Origin of the sequence: Streptomyces sp. NPDC001816, assembly GCF_042892235.1 — a bacterium.
GTDB lineage: Bacteria > Actinomycetota > Actinomycetes > Streptomycetales > Streptomycetaceae > Streptomyces.
On record NZ_JBIATY010000006.1, the window covers coordinates 79,853 to 101,457 of the forward strand.

18 protein-coding genes, 4 tRNA genes and 1 pseudogene are annotated in these 21,605 nt (G+C 69.9%); 12 read left to right on the top strand and 11 right to left on the bottom strand.

Annotated elements, in window-relative coordinates; genetic code table 11:
- Window positions 1–200 precede the first annotated feature (200 nt).
- Entirely contained in the window at window positions 201–707 is a 507-nt protein-coding gene (locus tag ACFYZZ_RS22050) for a hypothetical protein (protein ID WP_389178485.1), read from the bottom strand.
- A 99-nt stretch (window positions 708–806) separates the two neighbouring features.
- Window positions 807–1,157 carry a metallopeptidase family protein gene (locus tag ACFYZZ_RS22055; RefSeq protein ID WP_058081062.1) on the bottom strand — a complete coding sequence of 117 codons (351 nt, stop codon included), beginning with the start codon at window positions 1,155–1,157 and terminating at the stop codon, window positions 807–809.
- 94 nt (window positions 1,158–1,251) lie between these two features.
- On the opposite strand from ACFYZZ_RS22055, the gene ACFYZZ_RS22060 reads away from it, so the two are divergent.
- The 9 genes from ACFYZZ_RS22060 (at window position 1,252) to ACFYZZ_RS22100 (ending at window position 9,378) form a co-directional block, all read left to right on the top strand.
- The gene (locus ACFYZZ_RS22060; protein ID WP_389178488.1) at window positions 1,252–2,805 is read left to right on the top strand and encodes a metallophosphoesterase; all 1,554 of its coding nucleotides are present in this window, start codon (window positions 1,252–1,254) and stop codon (window positions 2,803–2,805) included.
- Window positions 2,806–2,886: 81 nt separating this feature from the next.
- Window positions 2,887–2,959 (top strand) — tRNA-Glu (locus tag ACFYZZ_RS22065).
- A 36-nt stretch (window positions 2,960–2,995) separates the two neighbouring features.
- A tRNA-Asp gene (locus tag ACFYZZ_RS22070) sits at window positions 2,996–3,070 on the top strand.
- Between the two features lie 25 nt (window positions 3,071–3,095).
- Window positions 3,096–3,169: transfer RNA gene (locus ACFYZZ_RS22075), tRNA-Phe, on the top strand.
- Window positions 3,170–3,309: 140 nt separating this feature from the next.
- Entirely contained in the window at window positions 3,310–3,609 is a 300-nt protein-coding gene (locus tag ACFYZZ_RS22080; RefSeq protein WP_389178491.1) for a hypothetical protein, read from the top strand.
- A gap of 101 nt (window positions 3,610–3,710) precedes the next feature.
- Entirely contained in the window at window positions 3,711–4,652 is a 942-nt protein-coding gene (locus ACFYZZ_RS22085; protein WP_389178494.1) for a hypothetical protein, read from the top strand.
- A 93-nt stretch (window positions 4,653–4,745) separates the two neighbouring features.
- On the top strand, window positions 4,746–8,690 hold the full coding sequence (gene hrpA / locus ACFYZZ_RS22090; protein ID WP_389178497.1) for an ATP-dependent RNA helicase HrpA: 3,945 nt from the start codon (window positions 4,746–4,748) through the stop codon (window positions 8,688–8,690).
- A gap of 96 nt (window positions 8,691–8,786) precedes the next feature.
- Window positions 8,787–8,861, top strand: a tRNA-Asp gene (locus ACFYZZ_RS22095).
- A gap of 322 nt (window positions 8,862–9,183) precedes the next feature.
- Complete coding sequence (locus tag ACFYZZ_RS22100) at window positions 9,184–9,378, top strand: DUF6274 family protein (RefSeq protein ID WP_389178500.1); 195 nt, start codon at window positions 9,184–9,186, stop codon at window positions 9,376–9,378.
- 460 nt (window positions 9,379–9,838) lie between these two features.
- On the opposite strand, the gene bldC is transcribed toward ACFYZZ_RS22100, so the two are convergent.
- Window positions 9,839–10,045 carry a developmental transcriptional regulator BldC gene (bldC, locus tag ACFYZZ_RS22105; RefSeq protein WP_003949541.1) on the bottom strand — a complete coding sequence of 69 codons (207 nt, stop codon included), beginning with the start codon at window positions 10,043–10,045 and terminating at the stop codon, window positions 9,839–9,841.
- 518 nt (window positions 10,046–10,563) lie between these two features.
- The gene (locus tag ACFYZZ_RS22110; protein WP_389178503.1) at window positions 10,564–11,406 is read right to left on the bottom strand and encodes a hypothetical protein; all 843 of its coding nucleotides are present in this window, start codon (window positions 11,404–11,406) and stop codon (window positions 10,564–10,566) included.
- 200 nt (window positions 11,407–11,606) lie between these two features.
- Between ACFYZZ_RS22110 and ACFYZZ_RS22115 the strand changes: the two genes are divergently transcribed.
- Complete coding sequence (locus tag ACFYZZ_RS22115) at window positions 11,607–12,701, top strand: Leu/Phe/Val dehydrogenase (RefSeq protein WP_389178506.1); 1,095 nt, start codon at window positions 11,607–11,609, stop codon at window positions 12,699–12,701.
- Between the two features lie 306 nt (window positions 12,702–13,007).
- A complete protein-coding gene (locus tag ACFYZZ_RS22120; RefSeq protein WP_067000810.1) occupies window positions 13,008–13,259 on the top strand; it encodes a DUF3073 domain-containing protein in 252 nt (83 codons plus the stop codon).
- Window positions 13,260–13,325: 66 nt separating this feature from the next.
- On the opposite strand, the gene purM is transcribed toward ACFYZZ_RS22120, so the two are convergent.
- From purM to ACFYZZ_RS22150, 6 genes and pseudogenes are all read right to left on the bottom strand, one after another.
- The gene (purM, locus tag ACFYZZ_RS22125) at window positions 13,326–14,417 is read right to left on the bottom strand and encodes a phosphoribosylformylglycinamidine cyclo-ligase (RefSeq protein ID WP_389178509.1); all 1,092 of its coding nucleotides are present in this window, start codon (window positions 14,415–14,417) and stop codon (window positions 13,326–13,328) included.
- 34 nt (window positions 14,418–14,451) lie between these two features.
- Window positions 14,452–15,981 carry an amidophosphoribosyltransferase gene (gene purF, locus ACFYZZ_RS22130; RefSeq protein ID WP_386580405.1) on the bottom strand — a complete coding sequence of 510 codons (1,530 nt, stop codon included), beginning with the start codon at window positions 15,979–15,981 and terminating at the stop codon, window positions 14,452–14,454.
- A gap of 201 nt (window positions 15,982–16,182) precedes the next feature.
- A complete protein-coding gene (locus tag ACFYZZ_RS22135) occupies window positions 16,183–16,602 on the bottom strand; it encodes an META domain-containing protein (RefSeq protein WP_389178512.1) in 420 nt (139 codons plus the stop codon).
- Between the two features lie 56 nt (window positions 16,603–16,658).
- Window positions 16,659–17,456 (bottom strand): sterol carrier family protein, encoded by a 798-nt coding sequence (locus ACFYZZ_RS22140; protein ID WP_389178515.1) that lies wholly within the window; start codon window positions 17,454–17,456, stop codon window positions 16,659–16,661.
- Window positions 17,457–17,618: 162 nt separating this feature from the next.
- A pseudogene (locus ACFYZZ_RS22145) lies at window positions 17,619–17,879 on the bottom strand (DUF4429 domain-containing protein); the annotation flags it as partial.
- Window positions 17,880–18,038: 159 nt separating this feature from the next.
- Window positions 18,039–18,677 (bottom strand): TetR/AcrR family transcriptional regulator, encoded by a 639-nt coding sequence (locus ACFYZZ_RS22150; RefSeq protein ID WP_389178518.1) that lies wholly within the window; start codon window positions 18,675–18,677, stop codon window positions 18,039–18,041.
- Between the two features lie 96 nt (window positions 18,678–18,773).
- On the opposite strand from ACFYZZ_RS22150, the gene ACFYZZ_RS22155 reads away from it, so the two are divergent.
- The gene (locus ACFYZZ_RS22155; protein WP_389178521.1) at window positions 18,774–20,237 is read left to right on the top strand and encodes an MFS transporter; all 1,464 of its coding nucleotides are present in this window, start codon (window positions 18,774–18,776) and stop codon (window positions 20,235–20,237) included.
- Between the two features lie 4 nt (window positions 20,238–20,241).
- On the opposite strand, the gene ACFYZZ_RS22160 is transcribed toward ACFYZZ_RS22155, so the two are convergent.
- Window positions 20,242–21,459: a hypothetical protein gene (locus ACFYZZ_RS22160; protein WP_389178524.1), complete on the bottom strand. Its 1,218-nt coding sequence runs from the start codon at window positions 21,457–21,459 to the stop codon at window positions 20,242–20,244.
- Between the last annotated feature and the right edge of the window lie 146 nt (window positions 21,460–21,605).

The window sequence follows — 21,605 nt, forward strand, 5'->3', positions numbered from 1 at the left end:
TCCGGAGTCTCTTCGGCACGCGCCCGTCAACTCCGTGAATCGCTCACGACCGCCTCAATGCGGTCCGCCACGGCAAGGGAGAGTACGCGCCACACGGCGCGCTCTGCAGTGGCGCCGGGCAAATGGGATCAAACGATCTACCACCATACGCACCCAACGCCCCCCAAGGCAAACCGAGCCCAGGAGACGCTGGTCACGTCCTACGCCGGAATCCCCGCCGCAGGCGCCGGCTCCCGCTGGGCCAGTTGGGTCCCCGTCTCCTCGTGAGCCGAGGAGGACGGCTCGGCGGACGGCGGCGCGGACGAGGTGGGCGTCGGCTCCTCGGTGGCCGTCGGCGGCGGCTCGGCCGTCTGTGTGGGCGTCGGCTCGACCGTATGCGTAGGGACCGGAACCGCGGTCCCCCCCGGCTTCGACGGTGCCGCCGACGCGCTGCCCGACGCGGACGACGTGACCGAGGGCGTACCCGACTCCCCCCGCCTCTTCTTGCCCCCGTGCTCGCGCTTGCCGCCCCCGTGACCGCCACCGCCGTAGCCGAGGCCGCCACCGCCCTCCACCGGCCCCCCGTCGGGCGCCTCACCACCCCGCTGCCCCGCCGAGTGCGACGGCTTGGCCCGGCCGGCGTCGTCACCCACGCTCACACAGCCGGCGGCGGCCGTGAGGGCCAGCACCGTGACGGCCAGACGGACGGGTACGTACAAGGGGCGCACGGCGGCCACCTCCGGAGGCGAGACTGGGAGTCAACCTGCCCAACTCCCGCCGCCCGCAAGAGGACACGCGCCCCGCCCGCATCGGCCCGCCCCACCCGGTCACCCGTACCCGAGCGCGTGCAGCCGGGCATCGTCGATGCCGAAGTGATGGGCGATCTCGTGCACCACAGTGACCTCGGTCTCGGCGACGACATCCTCGCGGCTGTCGCACATCCGCAGCGTCGGCCCCCGGTAGACAGTGATCCGGTCCGGCAGCACACCCGCGTACCACTCACCCCGCTCGGTCAGCGGCGTCCCCTCGTACAGCCCGAGCAGCTCGGGATCGTCCGCCGGCGGTTCGTCCTCGACGAACACCGCGACATTGTCCATCAGCCGCGTCAATTCCGGCGGGATCCGGTCGAGCGCCTCAGCGACCAGTTCCTCGAACTCCTCGCGCGTCATCTCCAGCACACGGTCATTGTCCGGTACATCAGGCCCGTACGAGGCAGGCGAACCGGCGCATATCCGCCGCATATCCACACCCGGCCGTGGGCATACGCCCCCAATGGCCAGCGCCCGCGCCACCGCCGCAGCCCTCCGCACCCTGCGCACCCGCCGTGCCCGCCGTCCCCGCAAGGCCGCCCCCACCCTCCCGGCCCTGGAACTGGCGGCCCGCCCCAACCCGTGGCTGCGCGCCCTCGGCCTCACCACGGTGGTCCTGGTCGGCGCCTGGCTGGGCCTGCTGATCGTCGGGAACGTCCGGGTCCCGGTCGGCCCGATGGACACGACGATGGCCCTGCGCCCATCCCTCACCGGCGGCACGAAGATCAACGTCTCCCCGCTGGGCGCACTCACCCTGGACAGCCACGTCGCCCCGGTCCGCCTCGACGTCAACGTCGACCAACTGGACCCGCTCCGCTCCCAGGCCCTCGTCGACCACCCCGAGCGACTCTCCGGGCTCCAGGACGAAGTGGCCCGGGACATCGAGCACGGCACACTCGACCTCGCCGTACGCTCCTGCGTCGCCGTGGTCTCCGGCGCGACCGCCCTGGGCCTCGCCGTCTACCGCCGCCCGCGCCGCGCCCTGACAGCCGGCGGCCTGGCACTGGCCCTCCTCGCCGCCTCCGGGGCGACGGCCTACGCCACCTGGAACCCCAAGTCGGTCCTGGAGCCGAAGTTCTCCGGCCTGCTCTCCTCCGCACCCTCCCTGGTCGGCAACGCGCGCAGCATCGTCACCGAATTCGACGTCTACCAGAAGGAGTTGGCGCGCCTGGTGACGAACGTGACGAAGCTGTACGACGTCACGTCCACACTCCCGGCCTACCAGCCGGACCCCACCGGCCTGCGGGTCCTGCACGTCTCCGACATCCACCTCAACCCGGCAAGCTGGAAGATCATCGCCTCCCTGGTGGAGCAGTACAAAGTGAACGTGATCGTGGACTCGGGCGACACGATGGACCACGGCACGGCCGCAGAGAACGGCTTCCTGGACCCGGTCGCCGACCTGGGCGTGCCGTACGTCTGGGTCCGGGGCAACCACGACTCCAGGACCACCCAGCGCTACCTGCAGCGCATGAAGAACGTGCACGTCCTGGACGACGGCCGGGCGGAAACGATCGCCGGCCTGCGGTTCGCGGGCATCGGCGACCCCCAGTTCACCCCCGACCGCTCGGTGTCGCCCGGCGGGGACGCGGCCGAGGTGCTGGCGGGCGACCGCCTGGCCAGCGCCCTGCGCGACCAGCGGGCGGCGGGCACCCCGGTCGACGTGGCGATCGCACACGAGCCCTCCGCCGCGCGCGAGACGGACGGCGAGGTCCCGCTGGTCCTGGCGGGCCACCTCCACCACCAGGGCACGGAGGTCATGAAGTACGGCACACGTCTGCGCATGGAGGGCTCGACGGGAGGCAGCGGCCTGCGCGCCGTGGAGGGCAGGTACCCCGACCCGATCGAGGCCTCGATCCTCTACTTCGACCGCGGCACCCGCCGCCTCCAGGCCTGGGACGAGATCAGACTGGGCGGCCTGGGCCTGACGACAGCCGAGGTCAGCCGCCACCTGCCCGAGGAGAACCTTCCCGGCGCAACCCCCTCCCCCTCCGCGCCTTCGCCATCAAGGTCGTAAAACCGTTTTGGCGATACTCCCCGCCATCCCATATGCTTCTCACGTCCCCGACGCGCTGAGAAGCGCCCAGGCGGGCCGATAGCCCTCATCGTCTAGCGGCCTAGGACGCCGCCCTTTCAAGGCGGTAGCACGGGTTCGAATCCCGTTGGGGGCACGCAAGATCGTGTGCGACACTGTTGCACGCAAGCTTGGTCCTGTGGAGCAGTTTGGAGTGCTCGCCACCCTGTCAAGGTGGAGGCCGCGGGTTCAAATCCCGTCAGGACCGCAAAGGCCTTGCAAAAGGCCTTGACGGCTGGGTAGCTCAGTTGGTACGAGCGATCGCCTGAAAAGCGATAGGTCGCCGGTTCGACCCCGGCCCCAGCCACAACCAGAAGGCCCCGTTCACTGAACGGGGCCTTCGCCGTTTCGGAGCTGGCGGAGCTGACCAGGCGGACTCCTTGGCAGGTGACCCCGGCAGCGCTACGTTCTGGCTGGTTGACGGGGATTTTTTGGGGGGCGGGGACGATGAGCCGGGACGAGGCCAGAGCCATCCGGGACACCGAGCTGGAGAAGGACCGGGCCCGGTACGGGCTGCTCGCGGTGGTCATCAGTAATCTGGCGATAGCCGGGGTCGCGATCTTCGGGGTGTGGCGGCTTGACGGGGACAAGGCGGTGATCGTCGGTGTGCTGACCGCCGCGTTCACGGCCGTGAGCAGCATGACCACGGCGTACCTCGGTATCAAGGCGGTCTCCAACACCGCCAAGTCCATCGCCCTCGGGGATGGTGTGCGGCGCGGCGGCGATTCCGGCGGCTCGGGGGCGTAGCAGCGCTGAAGCTGTGCGCTCGCTGTGACGTTTCCTGATCTTGGTGCGCTCCTCCTTCTGGGGGCCGGACCGCCGGTCCCGACCCGATGGAAGGGGCTCAAGTGCGCTTCAGACAGGCCGCGTTGACCGTCACGCTGGTGATCGCGGCGAGTGTGCCGCTGGCAGCGGGGACCGCGGCGGCGGAGGGGACGCGGGGGCCGGGCCGGCTCACCGCCACCGACTATTCGGCCGGCTCTCCCGCCCTGGTCACCCTCAACCCCGTCAGCGGATCCGTCACCGCCACCCTCGCCCGGGGCGCGGAGGACGGCGTGCTCTCGCCCGACGGCTCCCGGGTGGCGTACGTCCACCGGCAGGACACCTGCATACCGCAGACCGAGGGCTGCGCGTACGGCAGCGATCTGGTCGTCGCGGGCGCCGACGGCAGCGACCCGCACGTCCTGGTCCCCGGCACCGGGTCCGGGCCCGTTCCGTACGCCGGGCACCCCGACTGGTCTCCCGACGGACAGCGGATCGTCTACGAAACGGGGTCCGGCCTGGGCTGGATCAATGCCGACGGCACCGGGAGCGAGGTCCTCACCCCGTACGGCAGCCGCGGCACCTTCTCGCCCGACGGCCGGAGCATCGCCTTCCTGAGGAGCGAGTACTACGAGACCGATGACGGCTGGGATGTCGGCACCGACGTCTACGTCCTCGACACGGTCACCCGTGAGGAGCGCCAGGTCACCTCGAGCCACAACGTGGGGGACGCGCCCGCCGACTGGTCCCCCGACGGCAGCCGCCTCGTCTATGCCACGGAGAACGGCCTGCGCACCGTCGATGTGGCCTCCGGCGCCACGACCGATCTGCAGGGCAACTGGGGCATCGCCCTGTCCAGCCTCCGCACCCCGGTCTACTCCCCCGACGGCAGCCGGATCGCCTTCAACGGCTTCGAGCAGGCGGTCGGCGCGAGCGCCACGTATGTCGTCGACGCCGTCGACGGCGGAAACCTCCGCATGCTCACGGACCGACCCGTGACCTTCACCGACTGGCTCCCCAACGAGTAAGGACTCCAGGTGAGGGCGGCCGCCCCCGGTCGGCGGCCGCCCGCCCAAAAGCGTTCGCCACGAATTTCCCCGAGGTGAGATCCTGGGTCGCGTATGTCTACGCACCCAGCCCCCGCCCTCGGCACCCTCGCCTCCCGCCTGACCGAGCTGTCGCTGCGCGAAGCGCACCGGCTCGGCCGGCGACTCGAGGGCGCGCGCAAGATCCGTAAGCCGGAGGCCCGCGCCGCCGTCCTCGCCGAGATCGAGGCAGAGGTCGCCAAGGCCGAGGCTCGGATGGACGAGCGGCGCTCCCGCGTGCCCGCCGTCACGTACCCCGAGCAGCTCCCTGTCAGCCAGCGCAAGGACCAGATCGCCGAGGCCATCCGCGATCACCAGGTCGTCATCGTCGCCGGTGAGACCGGGTCCGGCAAGACCACGCAGATCCCCAAGATCTGTATGGAGCTGGGCCGCGGCGTCCGCGGCATGATCGGGCACACCCAGCCCCGCCGTATCGCCGCCCGCACCGTCGCCGAGCGGGTGGCGGAGGAGCTGCGGACCCCGCTCGGCGAGGCGGTCGGCTGGAAGGTCCGCTTCACCGACCAGGTGAATCCGGACGCCACCTTCGTCAAGCTGATGACGGACGGCATCCTGCTCGCCGAGATCCAGACCGACCGCGAGCTGCGCGCCTACGACACGATCATCATCGACGAGGCGCACGAGCGGTCCCTGAACATCGACTTCCTGCTGGGGTATCTCGCGCAGCTGCTGCCCAAGCGGCCGGATCTCAAGGTCGTCATCACTTCGGCGACCATCGACCCGGAGCGCTTCTCCCGGCACTTCGGCGACGCCCCGATCATCGAGGTCAGCGGCCGTACCTATCCGGTCGAGGTCCGGTACCGGCCGCTTCTCGAAGAGGATTCCGAGGACGCCGACCGGGACCAGATCACCGCGATCACCGACGCCGTCGAGGAGCTGATGGCGGAGGGGAAGGGCGACATCCTCGTCTTCCTCTCCGGTGAGCGGGAGATCCGGGACACGGCGGACGCGCTGACGAAGAAGCAGTACCGCTTCACTGAGATCCTGCCGCTCTACGCCCGCCTGTCCCACGCCGAGCAGCACCGCGTCTTCCAGCCGCACACCGGGCGCAGGATCGTTCTGGCGACCAATGTCGCCGAGACCTCCCTCACCGTCCCCGGCATCAAGTACGTCATCGACCCCGGCTTCGCCCGGATCAGCCGGTACAGCCACCGCACCAAGGTCCAGCGGCTGCCCATCGAGCCGATCTCCCAGGCCAGCGCCAACCAGCGCAAGGGCCGCTGTGGCCGTACGTCCGACGGCATCTGCATCCGGCTGTACGCCGAGGACGACTTCCTCGCGCGCCCGGAGTTCACGGACGCCGAGATCCTCCGCACGAACCTCGCCTCCGTCATCCTCCAGATGACCGCGGCCGGGCTCGGCGACATCGAGAAGTTCCCCTTCATCGACCCGCCGGACCACCGCCACATCCGCGACGGTGTGCAGCTGCTGCAGGAGCTGGGCGCGCTGGACCCGGCCCAGAAGGACCCGCGCAAGCGGCTCACCGACAACGGCCGCAAGCTCGCCCAGCTGCCCGTCGACCCGCGCCTGGCCCGGATGGTCCTGGAGGCCGACAAGAACGGCTGTGTCCGCGAGGTCATGGTCATAGCGGCCGCGCTGTCCATCCAGGACCCGCGCGAGCGCCCGGCCGAGAAGCAGGCCCAGGCCGACCAGCAGCACGCCCGCTTCAAGGACGAGAGCAGCGACTTCCTCGCCTACCTGAACCTGTGGCGGTACGTCCGCGAGCAGCAGAAGGAGCGGGGGTCCAGCTCCTTCCGCCGGATGTGCAAGCAGGAGTACCTGAACTTCCTGCGCATTCGCGAATGGCAGGACATCTACACCCAGCTGCGCACGGTCGCCAAGCAGATGGGCATCCATCTCAACGAGGACGATGCCCCTGCCGACCGCGTCCATGTCTCGCTCCTCGCCGGCCTCCTCTCCCACATCGGGATGAAGGACGTGAAGGACGGCAACAAGAACGAGTACCTGGGCGCGCGCAACGCCAAGTTCGCGATCTTCCCGGGCTCGGCGCTGTTCCGGAAGCAGCCCCGTTTCGTGATGTCCGCCGAGCTGGTGGAGACGTCCCGCCTGTGGGCCAGGGTCAACGCGAAGATCGAGCCGGAGTGGGTCGAGCCGCTCGCCGGCCACCTCCTGAAGCGCACGTACAGCGAGCCGCACTGGGAGAAGGACCAGGCGGCCGTGATGGCGTACGAGAAGGTCACGCTGTACGGCGTCCCGATCGTCGCCCAGCGGAAGGTGAACTACGGCCGGGTCGACCCCGAGGTCTCCCGTCAGCTGTTCATCCGCAACGCGCTCGTCGAGGGCGACTGGCGCACGCACCACAAGTTCTTCGCCGACAACCGCAGACTCCTCAGCGAGGTCGAGGAGCTGGAGCACCGGGCGCGGCGCCGGGACATCGTCGTGGACGACGAGACGCTGTTCGACTTCTACGACCAGCGGGTGCCCGAACACGTCGTCTCCGGCGCCCACTTCGACTCCTGGTGGAAGCACAAGCGGCACGAGCAGCCCGATTTTCTGGACTTCGAGCGGGAGATGCTCATCCGGGAGTCGGCGGAGGCGGTCACCAAGGCCGACTATCCGGACAGCTGGCGCCAGGGTCCGCTCAAGTTCCGGGTGACCTACCAGTTCGAGCCGGGCGCGGACGCGGACGGTGTGACCGTCCACATCCCGCTTCAGGTCCTCAACCAGGTCACGGACGAGGGCTTCGACTGGCAGATCCCCGGCCTGCGCGAGGAAGTGGTGACGGAGCTGATCCGCACCCTCCCCAAGCCGATCCGCCGCAACTACGTGCCCGCGCCGAACTACGCGAAGGCGTTCCTGGAGCGCGCGGTGCCGCTGCAGGAGCCCCTGACGGTCACCATGGCCCGCGAGCTGAAGCGCATGGTCGGCGTCCCCTTCGAGGCGGACGACTTCGACTGGGCGAAGGTCCCCGACCATCTGAAGATCACCTTCAGGATCGTGGACGAGCGGCGCCGGGGGCTCGCCGAGGACAAGGACCTGGAGGCGCTGAAGCTCCAGCTGAAGCCGAAGGCGCGCAAGGCCCTGTCCCAGGCGGCGGCCGCGACCGCCTCCCGCGAGGGCGGGGAGTCCCTGGAGCGGGCGGGCCTCACGGACTGGACGATCGGCACGCTCACCCGGGTCTTCGAGACCCGCCGGGCCGGGCAGCCGGTGAAGGCGTACCCGGCGCTGGTGGACGACGGCGACACGGTCTCGGTCCGCCTCTTCGACACGGAGGCCGAGCAGGCGGAGGCCATGTGGAAGGGCACCCGTCGCCTCATCCTGCGCAACATCCCGGTGAACCCGGCCAAATTCGCGAGCGATCGCCTGACGAACGCCCAGAAGCTGGCGCTCTCCGCCAACCCGCACGGCTCGGTCCAGGCGCTCTTCGACGACTGCGCGATGGCCGCGGCCGACAAGCTGATCGCGGACTTCGGCGGGCCGGTGTGGGACGAGGAGTCGTACCGGAAGCTGTACGACAAGGTGCGGGCGGAGATCGTCGACACGACGGTCCGTACGGTCGCCCAGGTGCAGCAGGTCCTCGCCGCCTGGCAGGCCTGTGAGCGCCGTCTGAAGGGCGTACGCAGCCCCGTCCTGCTGGCGAACCTGACGGACGTCCGCAAGCAGCTGGACGCCCTTGTGAAGCCCGGTTTCGTGACCTGGGCGGGGATACGCCGCCTGCCCGACCTCATGCGCTACCTGGTGGCCGCGGACCGGCGCCTGCAGCAGATGCCGACGGGCGTCCAGCGGGACACCACGCGCATGGAGAAGGTCCACGAGATGCAGGACGAGTACGCCTGGCTGCTGGAACAGCTCCCGAAGGGCCGGCCGGTACCGCAGCAGGTACTGGACATCCGCTGGATGCTCGAGGAGCTACGGGTCAGCTACTTCGCCCACGCGCTGGGCACGGCGTACCCGATCTCCGACAAGCGGATCGTGAAGGCGATCGACGCGGCCGTACCGTAACCGCAAGTGTACAGAGGGTGAGTTCGACCAGGGCCCTCACCCTCCTGTACAGTCCTTCTCGCAGCGCAAGGCGGCAAGCCAAGCGCAGCGAAACCTGGTCCTGTGGAGCAGTTTGGAGTGCTCGCCACCCTGTCAAGGTGGAGGCCGCGGGTTCAAATCCCGTCAGGACCGCAGCGAGAAGGCCCTCATCCGTCGGATGGGGGCTCTTTCTTTGCCGTCGACCACCCCGCTCGCCACCCTGTCGAGGTGGAGGCCGCGCCCGCGGCGGAGCCGCAATCGATACAGCAAATCCCGTCAGGACCGCAGCAGGAAGAGCCCCCATCCCGTCGGATGGGGGCTCTTTCTTTGCCGCGAACAAAGTAGGCCCTCGTCCGATCCGGACGGGGGCCTGCTTCTTGTGCTCAGCCTGCCCCCTGGGGGATTGACGACGTCACATTCCGCCGGTACCCAGAAACCAGGGCCCGCCCCCCTGTGCGGCCCCTGGAGGTGGCGTATGACGGCATCGGCCAGGCACGAGACGCGGGCGTTGCTCAGGGCGCATCTGGCGGCCGCCTCGTCCTACCGGCGGCACCTCACCCGCCACTGTCCGATCTGCCATCACCTGCTGCGGCTGGCGATGGACGCCGGCCCCCGACCCGAGGACGCGAGCGAAGAGGTCCTGGAGGACGAAAGTCCCCGAAGCGCGTGACCGGCGCCGGGCCCAACACCCGCCCGGACGTGGCACCCTGGAAGAGGTGGTTCCACTACCGCACCCGTGCCAGAGGCAACAAGCTCCCTGGCGTGTGACGGGAGTCACCGCATGACTTTTTGAAACGGCGGAACTTAACCCCCTCCTACAACTGTTCAATTTAATATGTGCAATTGCACTCGACTCAGGGGTCGTGCACAGAAGTTCCGACACCCCTCCCCAGACTCCGACAAGGCCGCTCACAGCGACCTCGGCACCCCCACGACCAGCGCACAAAAAGATCGCGCTGGACCCGGCGGAGTCCAGCGCGATCTACGACGCACCCTGTGTCGCTGCCTACAACGTTCTCTTCGGCTTGGGCGTGGGCCCTGTTGGGGCAGGTCCCGCGTCGCTTGGAGCTAGGGTTCCGGGCACCTCGGTCAGTTGGGGGACCAGCCGGTTTGCCCGGTTATTCAGTTGTTCAGGCCTCGCTGCGCTGCTGCGGGATGCCCGCGAGCAGAGCGCGGACCTCGGCCTCGCGGTAGCGGCGGTGCCCGCCGAGCGTACGGATCGAAGTGAGCTTGCCGGCCTTCGCCCACCGCGTGACCGTCTTCGGGTCCACGCGGAACATCGTGGCGACCTCAGCCGGGGTCAGCAGCGGCTCGGCATCAGGGGTGCGAGCGGTCATGAGCGGCCTCCTCGGGAGAACCGAACCTTCTCGGTTCTTTCCTCTAAATTCTGCACCTTGACCCGCGTTGCCCGAAATGGCGGACGCGGGCCGAGTCGGTTATAGGACGAACGGCTTGTCCTCGGCACTACAACTACACCATCTGTCCAGCCACGTCGGCCAAACCGATGGAATTGCCCTCCCAGGTGTTCATCAGCCGCGGAAGCCGATGGACCATGCCATAGCGGACAGTCACGCCACTGTGACGATCAGTCACAGGGCGATCAGGAGGCACCAGACCCCCCAAAGTGCGCAATGCTGGGATTCCGCCCACGGTGGAGCATAGTTGGGCGGACGGAGCCTTCCCCGGACTCCTTGTCCTATTTTGGCATGAGGGGCGGCAAGAGGCGCAAGAGCCGTGTAAGTGCCGTCCATCACCCTTGGGACAAAAGCCCGGATCGGGATCAACATCCCGTCAGGTGGTCAAGTGCGGTAGACCGTACGTCGTTCAGGGCTGTTTTGACCGTGACGTACGTCACTCAGTTCGCGGAACGCCGGTCACGTACCGCCCGCCACCGCTCCACCAGCCGCCCGTAGGCCTCCCCGGCGGCCATCCCGTCCCCCCGGCGCAGCGCCTCGATGCCGTCGGCGACGTCCGCCGCCGAGTGGTCGCCCTCCAGCTCGCCGGCCGGCAGCGCGTGCACCAGGCCGCCGTAGTCCAGCTCCACCAGCGAGCGCGGGTGGAACTCCTCCAGCCAGCGGCCGACGTCCACCAGGCCGTCGATCAGCGGCCCCTCCTCGATGGTGTCCCGCAGCGTGCGCAGCGCCCGGGCCACCCGGCGTCTGGCCTGCACCATCGGGGTGCGGTAGCGCAGCATCGGCGGCACCTCGCCGGACCCCTTCTCGTACCGGCGCTCCTCGTCGGAGACCAGCACGAACCAGTTCAGCGGGACCTGCCAGGTCGCCGTGCGGATCCAGGGGCGGGCGTCCGGGTTGCGGGCGAGCCAGCGCTCGTAGTCCTGGGCGGCCTGGTGGCGCACCAGCGGCGGCAGCACCGCGTCCAGCACCGAAGCGGGCAGCTCCTCGGCCAGCTCGCCCAGGGCCTGCCAGCCGCGCAGCCGGGTCCGCCAGGGACAGACGCAGACGACTCCGTCGACGTCCAGCACGAAGGCGTCGCTGCTCTCGTGGACCGGCACCGGGATCGGCGGGGTGGGCAGCAAATCGGCGAGCGAGCGGCGCAGTTCGTCCTGGTAGGAGGGACGGTCGGGGCGCCGGGCGTAGCGCGCCCAGCGGGTGCGCTCCGGCTCCGGGAAGGCGGCCAGCGGCTCGTAGACGCGCAGGTACGCGGCATACGGGACGACCACGGAGGACACCTTGGGCACGCCTGCTCCCTCCCCATAGGACCCGGCTCGAAACCACTGCAAATCGTCCCACGGTCATGCGTGCGCCGAAGGCACGGCAGAGTGATCCTGAACACTGCGAGGATGGCTGGTGGGCACAGGCTCTACGCTCATGCCACAGCACCCGCCACCCGCACGGGAGCTGAGCCCCACCCGCCGCTATTTACACAGGAGTCACCACAGTGACCGACGTAACCGGCGCATCTGCTGATGTCCTGCACACCCTGTTCCACTCGGACCAGGGCGGCCATGAGCAGATCGTGCTCTGCCAGGACCGCGCCAGCGGTCTCAAGGCCGTGATCGCCATCCATTCCACCGCCCTGGGCCCGGCCCTCGGCGGAACGCGCTTCTACCCCTACGCGACCGAGGCCGAGGCCGTCGCCGACGCCCTCAACCTCGCGCGCGGGATGTCCTACAAGAACGCCATGGCCGGCCTGGACCACGGCGGCGGCAAGGCCGTGATCATCGGCGACCCGGAGCGCGACAAGACCGAGGAACTGCTGCTCGCCTACGGCCGCATGGTCGCCTCCCTCGGCGGACGCTACGTCACCGCGTGCGACGTCGGCACGTACGTCGCCGACATGGACGTCGTGGCCCGCGAGTGCCGCTGGACCACCGGCCGCTCGCCCGAGAACGGCGGCGCCGGCGACTCCTCGGTGCTCACCGCCTTCGGTGTCTACCAGGGCATGCGCGCCTCCGCCCAGCACCTGTGGGGCGACCCGTCGCTGCGCGGCCGCAAGGTCGGTATCGCGGGCGTCGGCAAGGTGGGCCACCACCTGGTCCGGCACCTGCTCGACGAGGGCGCCGAGGTCGTCATCACGGACGTACGGCGGGAGGCCGTCGGGCGGATCTCCGACCAGCACCCGACCGTGCAGGTGGTCGCGGACACCGACGCGCTCATCCGCGTCGAGGGCCTCGACATCTACGCCCCCTGCGCCCTGGGCGGCGCCCTGAACGACGACACCGTGCCGGTGCTGACCGCCCGGGTGGTCTGCGGTGCCGCCAACAACCAGCTCGCCCACCCGGGCGTGGAGAAGGACCTCGCCGACCGCGGGATCCTCTACGCGCCGGACTACGTGGTGAACGCCGGTGGCGTGATCCAGGTGGCCGACGAGCTGCACGGGTTCGACTTCGAGCGGTGCAAGGCGAAGGCGGCGAAGATCTTCGACACCACGCTGGCCATCTTCGCACGTGCGAAGGAGGACGGGATTCCGCCGGCCGCCGCGGCCGACCGGATCGCCGAGCAGCGCATGGCCGAGGCCCGCGCGGCACACTGAAAACCGCGGTCGGGTGTCCGATCGCACGCATGAGCGGTACCCGCCGGCGGGAACTTCGAGAGAACTCTCACTTCCACCGGCGGGTCGTACCCCGATAAGTGGTTAAAATCGCCACTGACCAGCGAGGACGGGGCGCCTCGAGGGTCCTGGGCACACGCGCGTGCTGCGGGCGACGTACCGTATGGGCGCGGGCTCAGGTACCGTGGAAGCCCTACGGACCGGCCTCTCTGCGGAGGGTCCGTTCCGGATCATGAACGCGTGTCAGACTCTGGGGCCGTCGAGCCCCGTCATCGAGGGGGTCGAGCCATGGGGCGCGGCCGGGCCAAGGCCAAGCAGACAAAGGTCGCCCGCCAGCTGAAGTACAACAGCGGTGGGACTGACCTGTCACGTCTGGCCAGTGAACTGGGCGCATCGACTTCGAGCCAGCCGCCGAACGGCGAGCCGTTCGAGGATGATGAGCATGACGAGGACGATCTTTACTCTCGGTACGCCGACCTCTACGAGGACGACGACGAGGACGAGGACGAAGGTCCCTCACAACACCGTCGCGGCGCTTGACCTTGCATTGAGCACTCACCCGGTCGGTGGCACAGCCACCGACCGGGTTCTGTGCTACCCGCAGGCTCAGGCGTAGTCGCCTACCAGCTCCGCGCCGGTCTCCTTGTCGCCCCGGTCGGTGATCTCGCCCGCGACCCATGCGTCGACCCCTCGGTCGGCCAGGGTCGCGAGGGCCACGTCCGTGGACGCCTCCGGCACGATCGCGATCATGCCGACGCCCATGTTCAGCGTCTTCTCCAGCTCCAGGCGCTCGACGTTCCCGGTCCTGCCGACCAGGTCGAAGATCGCGCCCGGGGTCCAGGTGGCCCGGTCGACGGTGGCGTGCAGCTCGTCCGGGATGACCCGGGCCAGGTTGGCCGCGAGCCCACCGCCGGTGATGTGGCTGAACGCGTGCACCTCGGTGGTGCGGGTCAGCGCCAGGCAGTCCAGGGAGTAGATCTTGGTGGGCTCCAGCAGCTCCTCGCCGAGCGAGCGGCCCAGCTCCGCGATCTCGGACTCCAGGGCCAGGCCCGCGTGGTCCAGCAGGACGTGACGGACCAGGGAGTACCCGTTCGAGTGAAGCCCGGAGGACGCCATGGCGATCACGGTGTCACCCGTACGGATACGATCCGCGCCCAGCAGCCGGTCGGCCTCCACAACGCCCGTACCGGCGCCGGCGACGTCGAAGTCGTCCTCGCCCAGCAGACCGGGGTGCTCGGCCGTCTCCCCGCCCACCAGGGCGCAGCCGGCCAGCACACAGCCCTCCGCGATGCCCTTGACGATCGCGGCGACCCGCTCGGGGTGGACCTTGCCGACACAGATGTAGTCGGTCATGAACAGCGGCTCGGCACCGCACACCACGATGTCGTCCATGACCATGGCGACCAGGTCGTGGCCGATGGTGTCGTAGACGCCCATGCGGCGCGCGACGTCGACCTTCGTCCCGACGCCGTCCGTGGCGGAGGCGAGCAGCGGGCGCTCGTAGCGCTTGAGGGCGGAGGCGTCGAAGAGCCCGGCGAAGCCGCCGAGGCCGCCCAGGACCTCGGGGCGCTGGGTCTTCTTCACCCACTCCTTCATCAGCTCTACGGCGCGGTCGCCCGCCTCGATGTCGACGCCTGCGCTCGCGTAGCTGGCGCCAGTGCCCGCGTGCGGAGCACGCTGATCAAACTCGGCTGACATGACCTTGAGAACTTTCGTGTCGTCCTACGGGGGCTTACGGGCGACGGATCGCGTCGGCCGCGGCCGTGGCGGCCGGACCTGCGGCCAGCTCGGTCTCCAGCAGCTGCTTGCCGAGCAGCTCCGGGTCCGGCAGCTCCATCGGGTACTCGCCGTCGAAGCAGGCGCGGCACAGGTTCGGCTTGGCGATGGTGGTCGCCTCGATCATGCCGTCGATGGAGATGTACGCCAGGGAGTCGGCGCCGAGCGAGGTGCCGATCTCCTCGATGGTCATGCCGTTGGCGATCAGCTCGGCGCGGGTGGCGAAGTCGATGCCGAAGAAGCAGGGCCACTTCACGGGCGGCGAGGAGATCCGGATGTGGACCTCGGCGGCGCCCGCCTCGCGCAGCATGCGGACCAGGGCCCGCTGGGTGTTGCCGCGCACGATCGAGTCGTCGACGACGACCAGGCGCTTGCCCTTGATGACTTCCTTCAGCGGGTTCAGCTTCAGACGGATACCCAGCTGGCGGATGGTCTGCGAGGGCTGGATGAAGGTGCGGCCCACGTAGGCGTTCTTGACCAGACCGGCGCCGAACGGGATGCCGGAGGCCTCCGCGTAGCCGATGGCGGCCGGGGTGCCGGACTCCGGGGTCGCTATGACCAGGTCGGCCTCGACCGGAGCCTCCTTGGCGAGGCGACGGCCCATCTCGACCCGGGAGAGATACACGTTCCGGCCGGCGATGTCGGTGTCCGGGCGGGCCAGGTACACGTACTCGAAGACACAGCCCTTGGGCTTCGCTTCCGCGAAGCGGGAGGTGCGCAGGCCGTTCTCGTCGATGGCGACGAACTCGCCCGGCTCGATCTCCCGCACGAAGCTGGCACCGCAGATGTCCAGGGCGGCGCTCTCGGAGGCGACGACCCAGCCGCGCTCCAGCCGGCCGAGGACCAGCGGGCGGATGCCCTGCGGGTCACGGGCGGCGTAGAGGGTGTGCTCGTCCATGAAGACGAGGGAGAAGGCGCCCCGCACCTTCGGGAGGACCGTGTGAGCGGCCTCCTCGATGGTCAGCGGCTTGCCGTCCTCGTCGACCTGGGCGGCCAGCAGGGCCGTCAGCAGGTCGGTGTCGTTGGTGGCCGCGACCCGGGTGGAACGGCTGTTGTTGTCGTTCGGGAGTTCGGCGACCATCTCGGCGAGCTGCGCCGTGTTGACCAGGTTGCCGTTGTGGCCGAGCGCGATCGAGCCGTGCGCGGTGGCACGGAACGTCGGCTGGGCGTTCTCCCACACGGAGGCACCGGTGGTCGAGTAGCGGGCGTGTCCGACCGCGATATGACCTTGGAGCGAACCGAGAGAGGTCTCGTCGAAGACCTGGGACACCAGGCCCATGTCCTTGAAGACGAGGATCTGGGAGCCGTTGCTGACCGCGATTCCCGCGGATTCCTGACCCCGGTGCTGGAGGGCGTAGAGCCCGAAGTACGTGAGCTTTGCGACCTCTTCACCCGGAGCCCAGACACCGAAGACGCCGCAAGCGTCCTGGGGGCCTTTTTCGCCGGGAAGCAGATCGTGATTGAGTCGACCGTCACCACGTGGCACGGCACCGAGTGTAGGCGAGGTCGACCACTGGTCCGAATTGGGGATACACGGCGTTAACGGGTCAGGGCTTGCCGATCACCTTGGCGGTTTCTTCGTTTCCGCAGGTCAGCAGGGCGTCGGGGCGGTCGGAGCGGCCATCTGCGACCCTCTGGGCGGCGGCCGGGGATCTGTTCGCCGTATGCATGAGTGAGGTGTCGCACATCATTCTGGTGCGCCACGGCTGAGGTGGACGACGTCGCCGTCGCCGTCGGTGAGCGTCAGCTTCCCGTCATCGGTCCGGGCGGTGAGCGTGCCGGTGGTGAGGGTGCGGGCGAAGGCGCGCTCGAAGTCCATCCGCTCCGGGGCGCAGGCCATCTTGGTGGCGCGGACGTCCCCGATCGTGATCCGGTCGCCGCGCACGGTGGCCCGGGCGCTGAACTGGTTGCAGCCGAGGTTGCCGGCCGCCAGGCCGTCCGCGCCGATCCGGATGTGGGCCGTGGCGGGCGCCTGCCGGGTGGTGCCTTCGGCGGTGAGGCTGTCCACCCGCCAGTCGACGCCGGTCACGGGCTGCCGTACGCCGGACGGGCCGCTGGCGCAGGCCAGCGTGAGCGGGACGAGCACGGCGGCCGCCGTCAGGGTCATACGCCGCTTGTACCGGTTCATACGGATTCGACGGCCCGTCCGGGCCGCCGGTTCCGTCACGACATGATCGGCAGCAGGTCTCCGATGTCCGCGCGCTCCCCGCTCGCGCTGACCTCGGCCTCCTCGAGGGCGTCCTTCCAGGCCAGGCGTCCGGTGGCGAGCCGGATCCAGGTCAGCGGATCGGTCTCCACGACGTTGGGCGGGGTGCCACGGGTGTGCCGGGGCCCCTCGACGCACTGCACGACGGCGTACGGCGGCACGCGCACCTCGGTGGAGCCGCCGGGCGCCTTCACGGCGAGGGCGTCGGCGAGGAGCCGGGTGGCGGCGGCCAGGGCCTGGCGGTCGTACGGCACCTCCAGGCCGGGGACAGCGGCGTTGAGGTCGTCGGTGTGGACGACGAGCTCGACGGTCCGGGTGACCAGGTAGTCGTCCAGCGGCAGCGCACCGGCACTGGTCTGCAGGAGCCGGTTGCCGGAGTGTGCGTCGAGCAGGGCGCGCAGGCTCTGGTCGACGTCGGCGAGGTAGGCGTCGAGGTCGGGGTGCTCGGCGGCGAGGTTCCGGGTGAAGTCGGCGATCGCAGCGGAGTTGGCGGCGGTGCCGAAGGCCCACTCGACCACCTGGACGTCCTGCTTCGGCGGGGCCGGCAGGTCCAGGGCCCGGTGCACGGCCGTGACGGCCATACCGATATGCGCGACCAGCTCTCGTACGGTCCAGTCACCGAGCCGGGTGGGCAGGGCCAACTGCTCGGACGTGAGGCCACGTACGGCCTCCCGCACGTTGCCGAGCTGGGCCAGAACCGCGGCGCGGGTCTTGGCGGGGTCGTAACTGCGGGCGCGCTTCTTGGCCGGTGACATGACAGCGACCCTATGCCTGCGGGGGGCACTGCTTCAGCCGGATATCGCCTACGCCGCACAGGCCTCAGGCCGCTCCGCCACGCAAGCCTCAGGTCCACTTCTCCGCGCAGGCCTCAGGCCCGCTTCTCCGCGCAGGCTTCAGGCCGTCCCGCCCGCGCAAGCCCCAGACCGTCCCGCCGTGCCGTCCCAGGCCGAGGCGGACAGCGGCACGGACGGCCCCGGCAGCAGGTAACCGTCGACCGGGTCAGGTGAAACCCCGTCCAGCAGCAGGGCATTGCGTACCTCGTCCGCGAAGTACTCGGCGACGCCGTACCGGTCGGACTCCACGGTCAGCTGATAGGGGTCGTGCGGCTCGGTGAGCCGGCCGCCGGTGGCGTGCAGCAGCGGGTCGGCACCGTCGCACAGCCGCAGCCTCAGCCGCCCGCGCAGGCCTCAGGCCACTCCGCCGCGCGGGCCTCAGGCCGGTCCCGCCGCCCAGGCCTCAGGTCACTCCGCCGCACAGGCCCCAGGCCACTCCGCCGCACAGGCCCCAGGCCACTCCGCCGCACAAGCCCCAGGGCGCTTCTCCGCGCCGCGAGCCGGCTACTGCTTCACCCCGTAGTCCTTCAAGCCGTTCTCGACCAGGGCGAAGGCGACGCGGGCGCGTTCGGCGGCGTCGGCAGCGACCTGGTCGGCGCTCTCGCCCTCGCCGATCCGGCGGTGGTGCTCCTCGATCAGGGCGTTGCGGGCGGCGCTGAGGGTGGCGGCCGCGATCGTGGCCTGCATCAGGTCGCCGGTCTCGGCGGCCAGCAGGGCAGCCAGCTCCCGGGTGCCCTTCTGCGCGGCGACGAAGGCGCGTTCCATCAGCACCGGGGTCTCCCGCACGAGTTCGCGCACCTGGCGGGCGAGCGGGTCGGGGGTCAGCCCGATCGACGGGTCGCGGCTCTCCACCATCTCCAGGAACTGCCGGCGTACGGCGGCCGCGGCGGACTCGCCCGGCTGCCGCTCGCGCACGGCCCGGGCCGCGTCGCCGAAGTGCTCCTCCATCGGCCGGAAGACCAGGTCCTCCTTGGTGCCGAAGTAGTTGAAGACGGTCATCTTGGAGACCTCGGCGGCGTCGGCGATCTCCTGCACGGAGACGTGGTCGAAGCCCCGCTCGGCGAACAGGCCGATCGCGACCCGGAAGATCCGCATCCCCGTCTGCAGCTTCTTGCGCTCGCGCAGCCCCATCGCCTCAGCCATGCGGACACCTTACCGCGATGAAATTTATGTCTGGCTCAAATTTGATCCGAGTTGAAACATTGACTCGGTCCATGAATACCGGGCATGGTGATGCCCATGACCGAAACCCAGCGCAAGATCGGCTTCCTCGTCTGCCTCGTCACGATCGTTCTCGCCGTCCTGGACATGCAGATCGTGTCCGCGGCGACCGTGCCGATCGTCCGGGACCTCGACCCGGAGCACGGCATCGACAAGATCCCGTGGCTGGTCAGCGCCTTCTCGCTGGCGTCGGCCGCGATGCTGCCCCTGTACGGCCGACTGTGCGACGTGCTCGGCGCCAAGCGGGTCTTCCTCGGCGCCCTGGGCGCCTTCCTGACCGGCTCGGCGCTGTGCGGCGCGGCCCCCTCGATCGGCTGGCTGATCGCCTCCCGGGCCGTGCAGGGCGTCGGGGCGGGCGGGCTGATGAGCGTCACGATGGTGGTGATCGCGCAGCTGAAGGGGCCCGGCGAGACGAAGAACAAGGGCGCGGGCACCGGCGGGATCGTCGCCGGCGGCGGCATGGCCGTCGGCCCCTGGCTCGGCGGGTTCCTCGCCGACCACGCGAGCTGGCGCTGGGCCTTCTACCTCAACCTGCCGCTCGGCATCGCGGCCCTCGCCACCGCTGTCGTGGTCCTCAGGCTGCCGCGCGACACGCACAGCCGCGCCATCGACTTCCCCGGCGCGGCCCTCGCCGCCGCGTTCTCCACCGCGCTGCTGCTGATCACCGAGTGGGGTGGGAAGCAGTACGCCTGGGCCTCGCCGCAGATCCTCGCCCTGGGCCTGGCCTCGGCAGCCGCGCTCGCCCTCTTCCTGCACCGCCAGTCCACCGCCGCCGAACCGATCCTGCCGCCCTCGCTGTTCCGCGTCCCCGAGCTGCGCCTGGGCTTCGCGATCCAGGGGCTGATGGGCATCGCCATGACGGGCGCGATGTACTACGTCCTGGTCTACCTCCAGGTCGCCCGTGGCATCGCCAGCTCCTCCGCCGGACTGTTCCTCATCCCGATGGCGGCCGGGATCATGGCGGTGGGCGTCGTCACCGGCCGGCTCACCGAACGCGGCTGGTCCGAGCGGACCTTCGTGATCAGCGGGTCCGCCGTCACCGCGGCCGCCTTCCTGCTCCTCGCCACCACCGGCACGAACACCTCGTTGTGGCAGCTGCGCGCCGCCCTGCTGCTCGTCGGCATCGGCTTCGGCCAGCTGCTCGGCCAGCTGATCCAGCTGGTGCAGGCCGCGGCGCCGCACCACCAGCTGGGCGTGGCCACCACCGCGATCCGCTTCTTCCAGACCCTCGGCACGGCCCTCGGCGCCGCCCTCTTCGGCACCCTCCTCAACCGCCTGTACGACGGCCCCGGCGACATCGGCTCGCTCGCGGCGCTGCGGGGTGCCGCACACGCCCAGGGAGTGGCCGCGTACGTCTCCGCGATGGACTCGGTGTTCCTGTGCGGGGCCGCAGTGATGGTGCTGTGCCTCCTGCTGGGCCTGCGCCTGCCGAAGTCCGGACCGGCCCGTGCGGAGCCGGTCCGAGAGGTGGCGGCGGTGTGAGGGGTCAGTCCTCGACGAAGGTGGCGGCGGAGGGGAACTTCAGGTAGGTGCAGTGGCGGCGGGCGGCGACGTCGGTGACGTAGGCCTTGAAGAGTGCGCGGAGCCGCTTCCCGACGACGCGGTCGTACGGGTAGTCGCTGCTCAGGGTGTGGACGGCCGGCTCGCCGTCGCAGGTGGAGGATGCCCACCACACGTTCTCGGCGCCGTCGCTGCCTGTCGTGCCGGGGGGGAGCTCCCTCTGGTCCCTGCCGAAGTGATCCGTCTTGACCTCGCCCGCCTCGTCACCGAAGTAGGACTCGGTCCGCAACCAGAAGGGGGCCACGCGCAGGACGTCGTCCAGGCTGTCGCTGCCGACCTCGTCCTTGCTGAGAGAGGGCCACAGCCTGCGCACCTCCTCGCCGCTCATCCCGAGCAGGCAGCTCTCCTCCTGCGCATGGGCGGCGGGGGCAGCCAGGGCGCGGTCGGGGAAGCGCCCCCGGCCCTCGGCCGCCACGTAGTCGGCGTACCAGCCGCAGGTCCCGCCGGCCGACTCCGCGTTCACCAGCCGCTTGCTCGGGGTGGGCAGCTCGGCCGGGACCGCGGGCAGCGTGGCCTTGCAGCCCAGCTTCTTCGCCGCCCGCCCGGCGGCGGTGCGGGCCAGCTCGGCGAGGGTTCTGCGGTCGGTGTCCGTGACCGGGTCCTGCTCGAAGTACTTGGCCACGGTCATAGTGTTGACGGAGGTCGTCCTGCCCAGCTTGTTGGTGCACTTGGCCTTCACGACGGCGGCGTTGTCGTAGTACACACCGAGCCGCCCGTCGCCGAGCGGGTGCGGAACCGCCGCTTCCGCCTCCCGCGTGATGTCGCCGTCGGCATGCCTCTTCCATGTCTGGAACGGATCGTCCCAGCCGCTGACGAGCCGCGCCTGGCGGTCGTTCGGGTTCACCCAGACCGAGAGCAGGAAGTGGCTGTATGTGGTGCCCGGCTGCCCGACCCGGTAGATCACACAGTCCGTCGGGGTCGAGATCAGCGCGTTCGGTGAGTCGAGGTCGTACATCGAGTCTTCCTCGTCACTGCCGGCCCTCGCCCGAACCGTCCCACCGTTGAGTCCGAGCACCTGGTCGGGGTCGACGAGCCCCTCACAGGCGCTGGTGATCCGCTCCCGGCTCTCGGCCCGGTCGAGCTGGTCCCTCGTCTCCAGCCACAGCCCCCAGCCGCCCGCCAGAATCCCGAAGACGCCGGTCATCGCGACAAGTTGGTTGACGACGTTCCGCCTACGGCTCCCCCGGTCCGGCGTCAGCCACCGCGACCGCGGAAAAGGCACGCGGGCCGATTCCGAAGGATCAGGTATGTGTTCGCTCCGGAAACTGCTCACTGCTCCCCCGTAACAGC

Excerpts from the sequence above, each read along its gene's own strand:
- ACFYZZ_RS22060 (WP_389178488.1), top strand. The coding sequence starts at position 1,252 with ATGGCCAGCGCCCGCGCCACCGCCGCAGCCCTCCGCACCCTGCGCACC.
- ACFYZZ_RS22080 (WP_389178491.1), top strand. The coding sequence starts at position 3,310 with ATGAGCCGGGACGAGGCCAGAGCCATCCGGGACACCGAGCTGGAGAAG.
- hrpA (WP_389178497.1), top strand. The coding sequence starts at position 4,746 with ATGTCTACGCACCCAGCCCCCGCCCTCGGCACCCTCGCCTCCCGCCTG.
- ACFYZZ_RS22100 (WP_389178500.1), top strand. The coding sequence starts at position 9,184 with ATGACGGCATCGGCCAGGCACGAGACGCGGGCGTTGCTCAGGGCGCAT.
- bldC (WP_003949541.1), bottom strand. The coding sequence starts at position 10,045 with ATGACCGCTCGCACCCCTGATGCCGAGCCGCTGCTGACCCCGGCTGAG.
- ACFYZZ_RS22120 (WP_067000810.1), top strand. The coding sequence starts at position 13,008 with ATGGGGCGCGGCCGGGCCAAGGCCAAGCAGACAAAGGTCGCCCGCCAG.
- purM (WP_389178509.1), bottom strand. The coding sequence starts at position 14,417 with ATGTCAGCCGAGTTTGATCAGCGTGCTCCGCACGCGGGCACTGGCGCC.
- ACFYZZ_RS22135 (WP_389178512.1), bottom strand. The coding sequence starts at position 16,602 with ATGACCCTGACGGCGGCCGCCGTGCTCGTCCCGCTCACGCTGGCCTGC.
- ACFYZZ_RS22140 (WP_389178515.1), bottom strand. The coding sequence starts at position 17,456 with ATGTCACCGGCCAAGAAGCGCGCCCGCAGTTACGACCCCGCCAAGACC.
- ACFYZZ_RS22150 (WP_389178518.1), bottom strand. The coding sequence starts at position 18,677 with ATGGCTGAGGCGATGGGGCTGCGCGAGCGCAAGAAGCTGCAGACGGGG.
- ACFYZZ_RS22155 (WP_389178521.1), top strand. The coding sequence starts at position 18,774 with ATGACCGAAACCCAGCGCAAGATCGGCTTCCTCGTCTGCCTCGTCACG.
- ACFYZZ_RS22160 (WP_389178524.1), bottom strand. The coding sequence starts at position 21,459 with ATGACCGGCGTCTTCGGGATTCTGGCGGGCGGCTGGGGGCTGTGGCTG.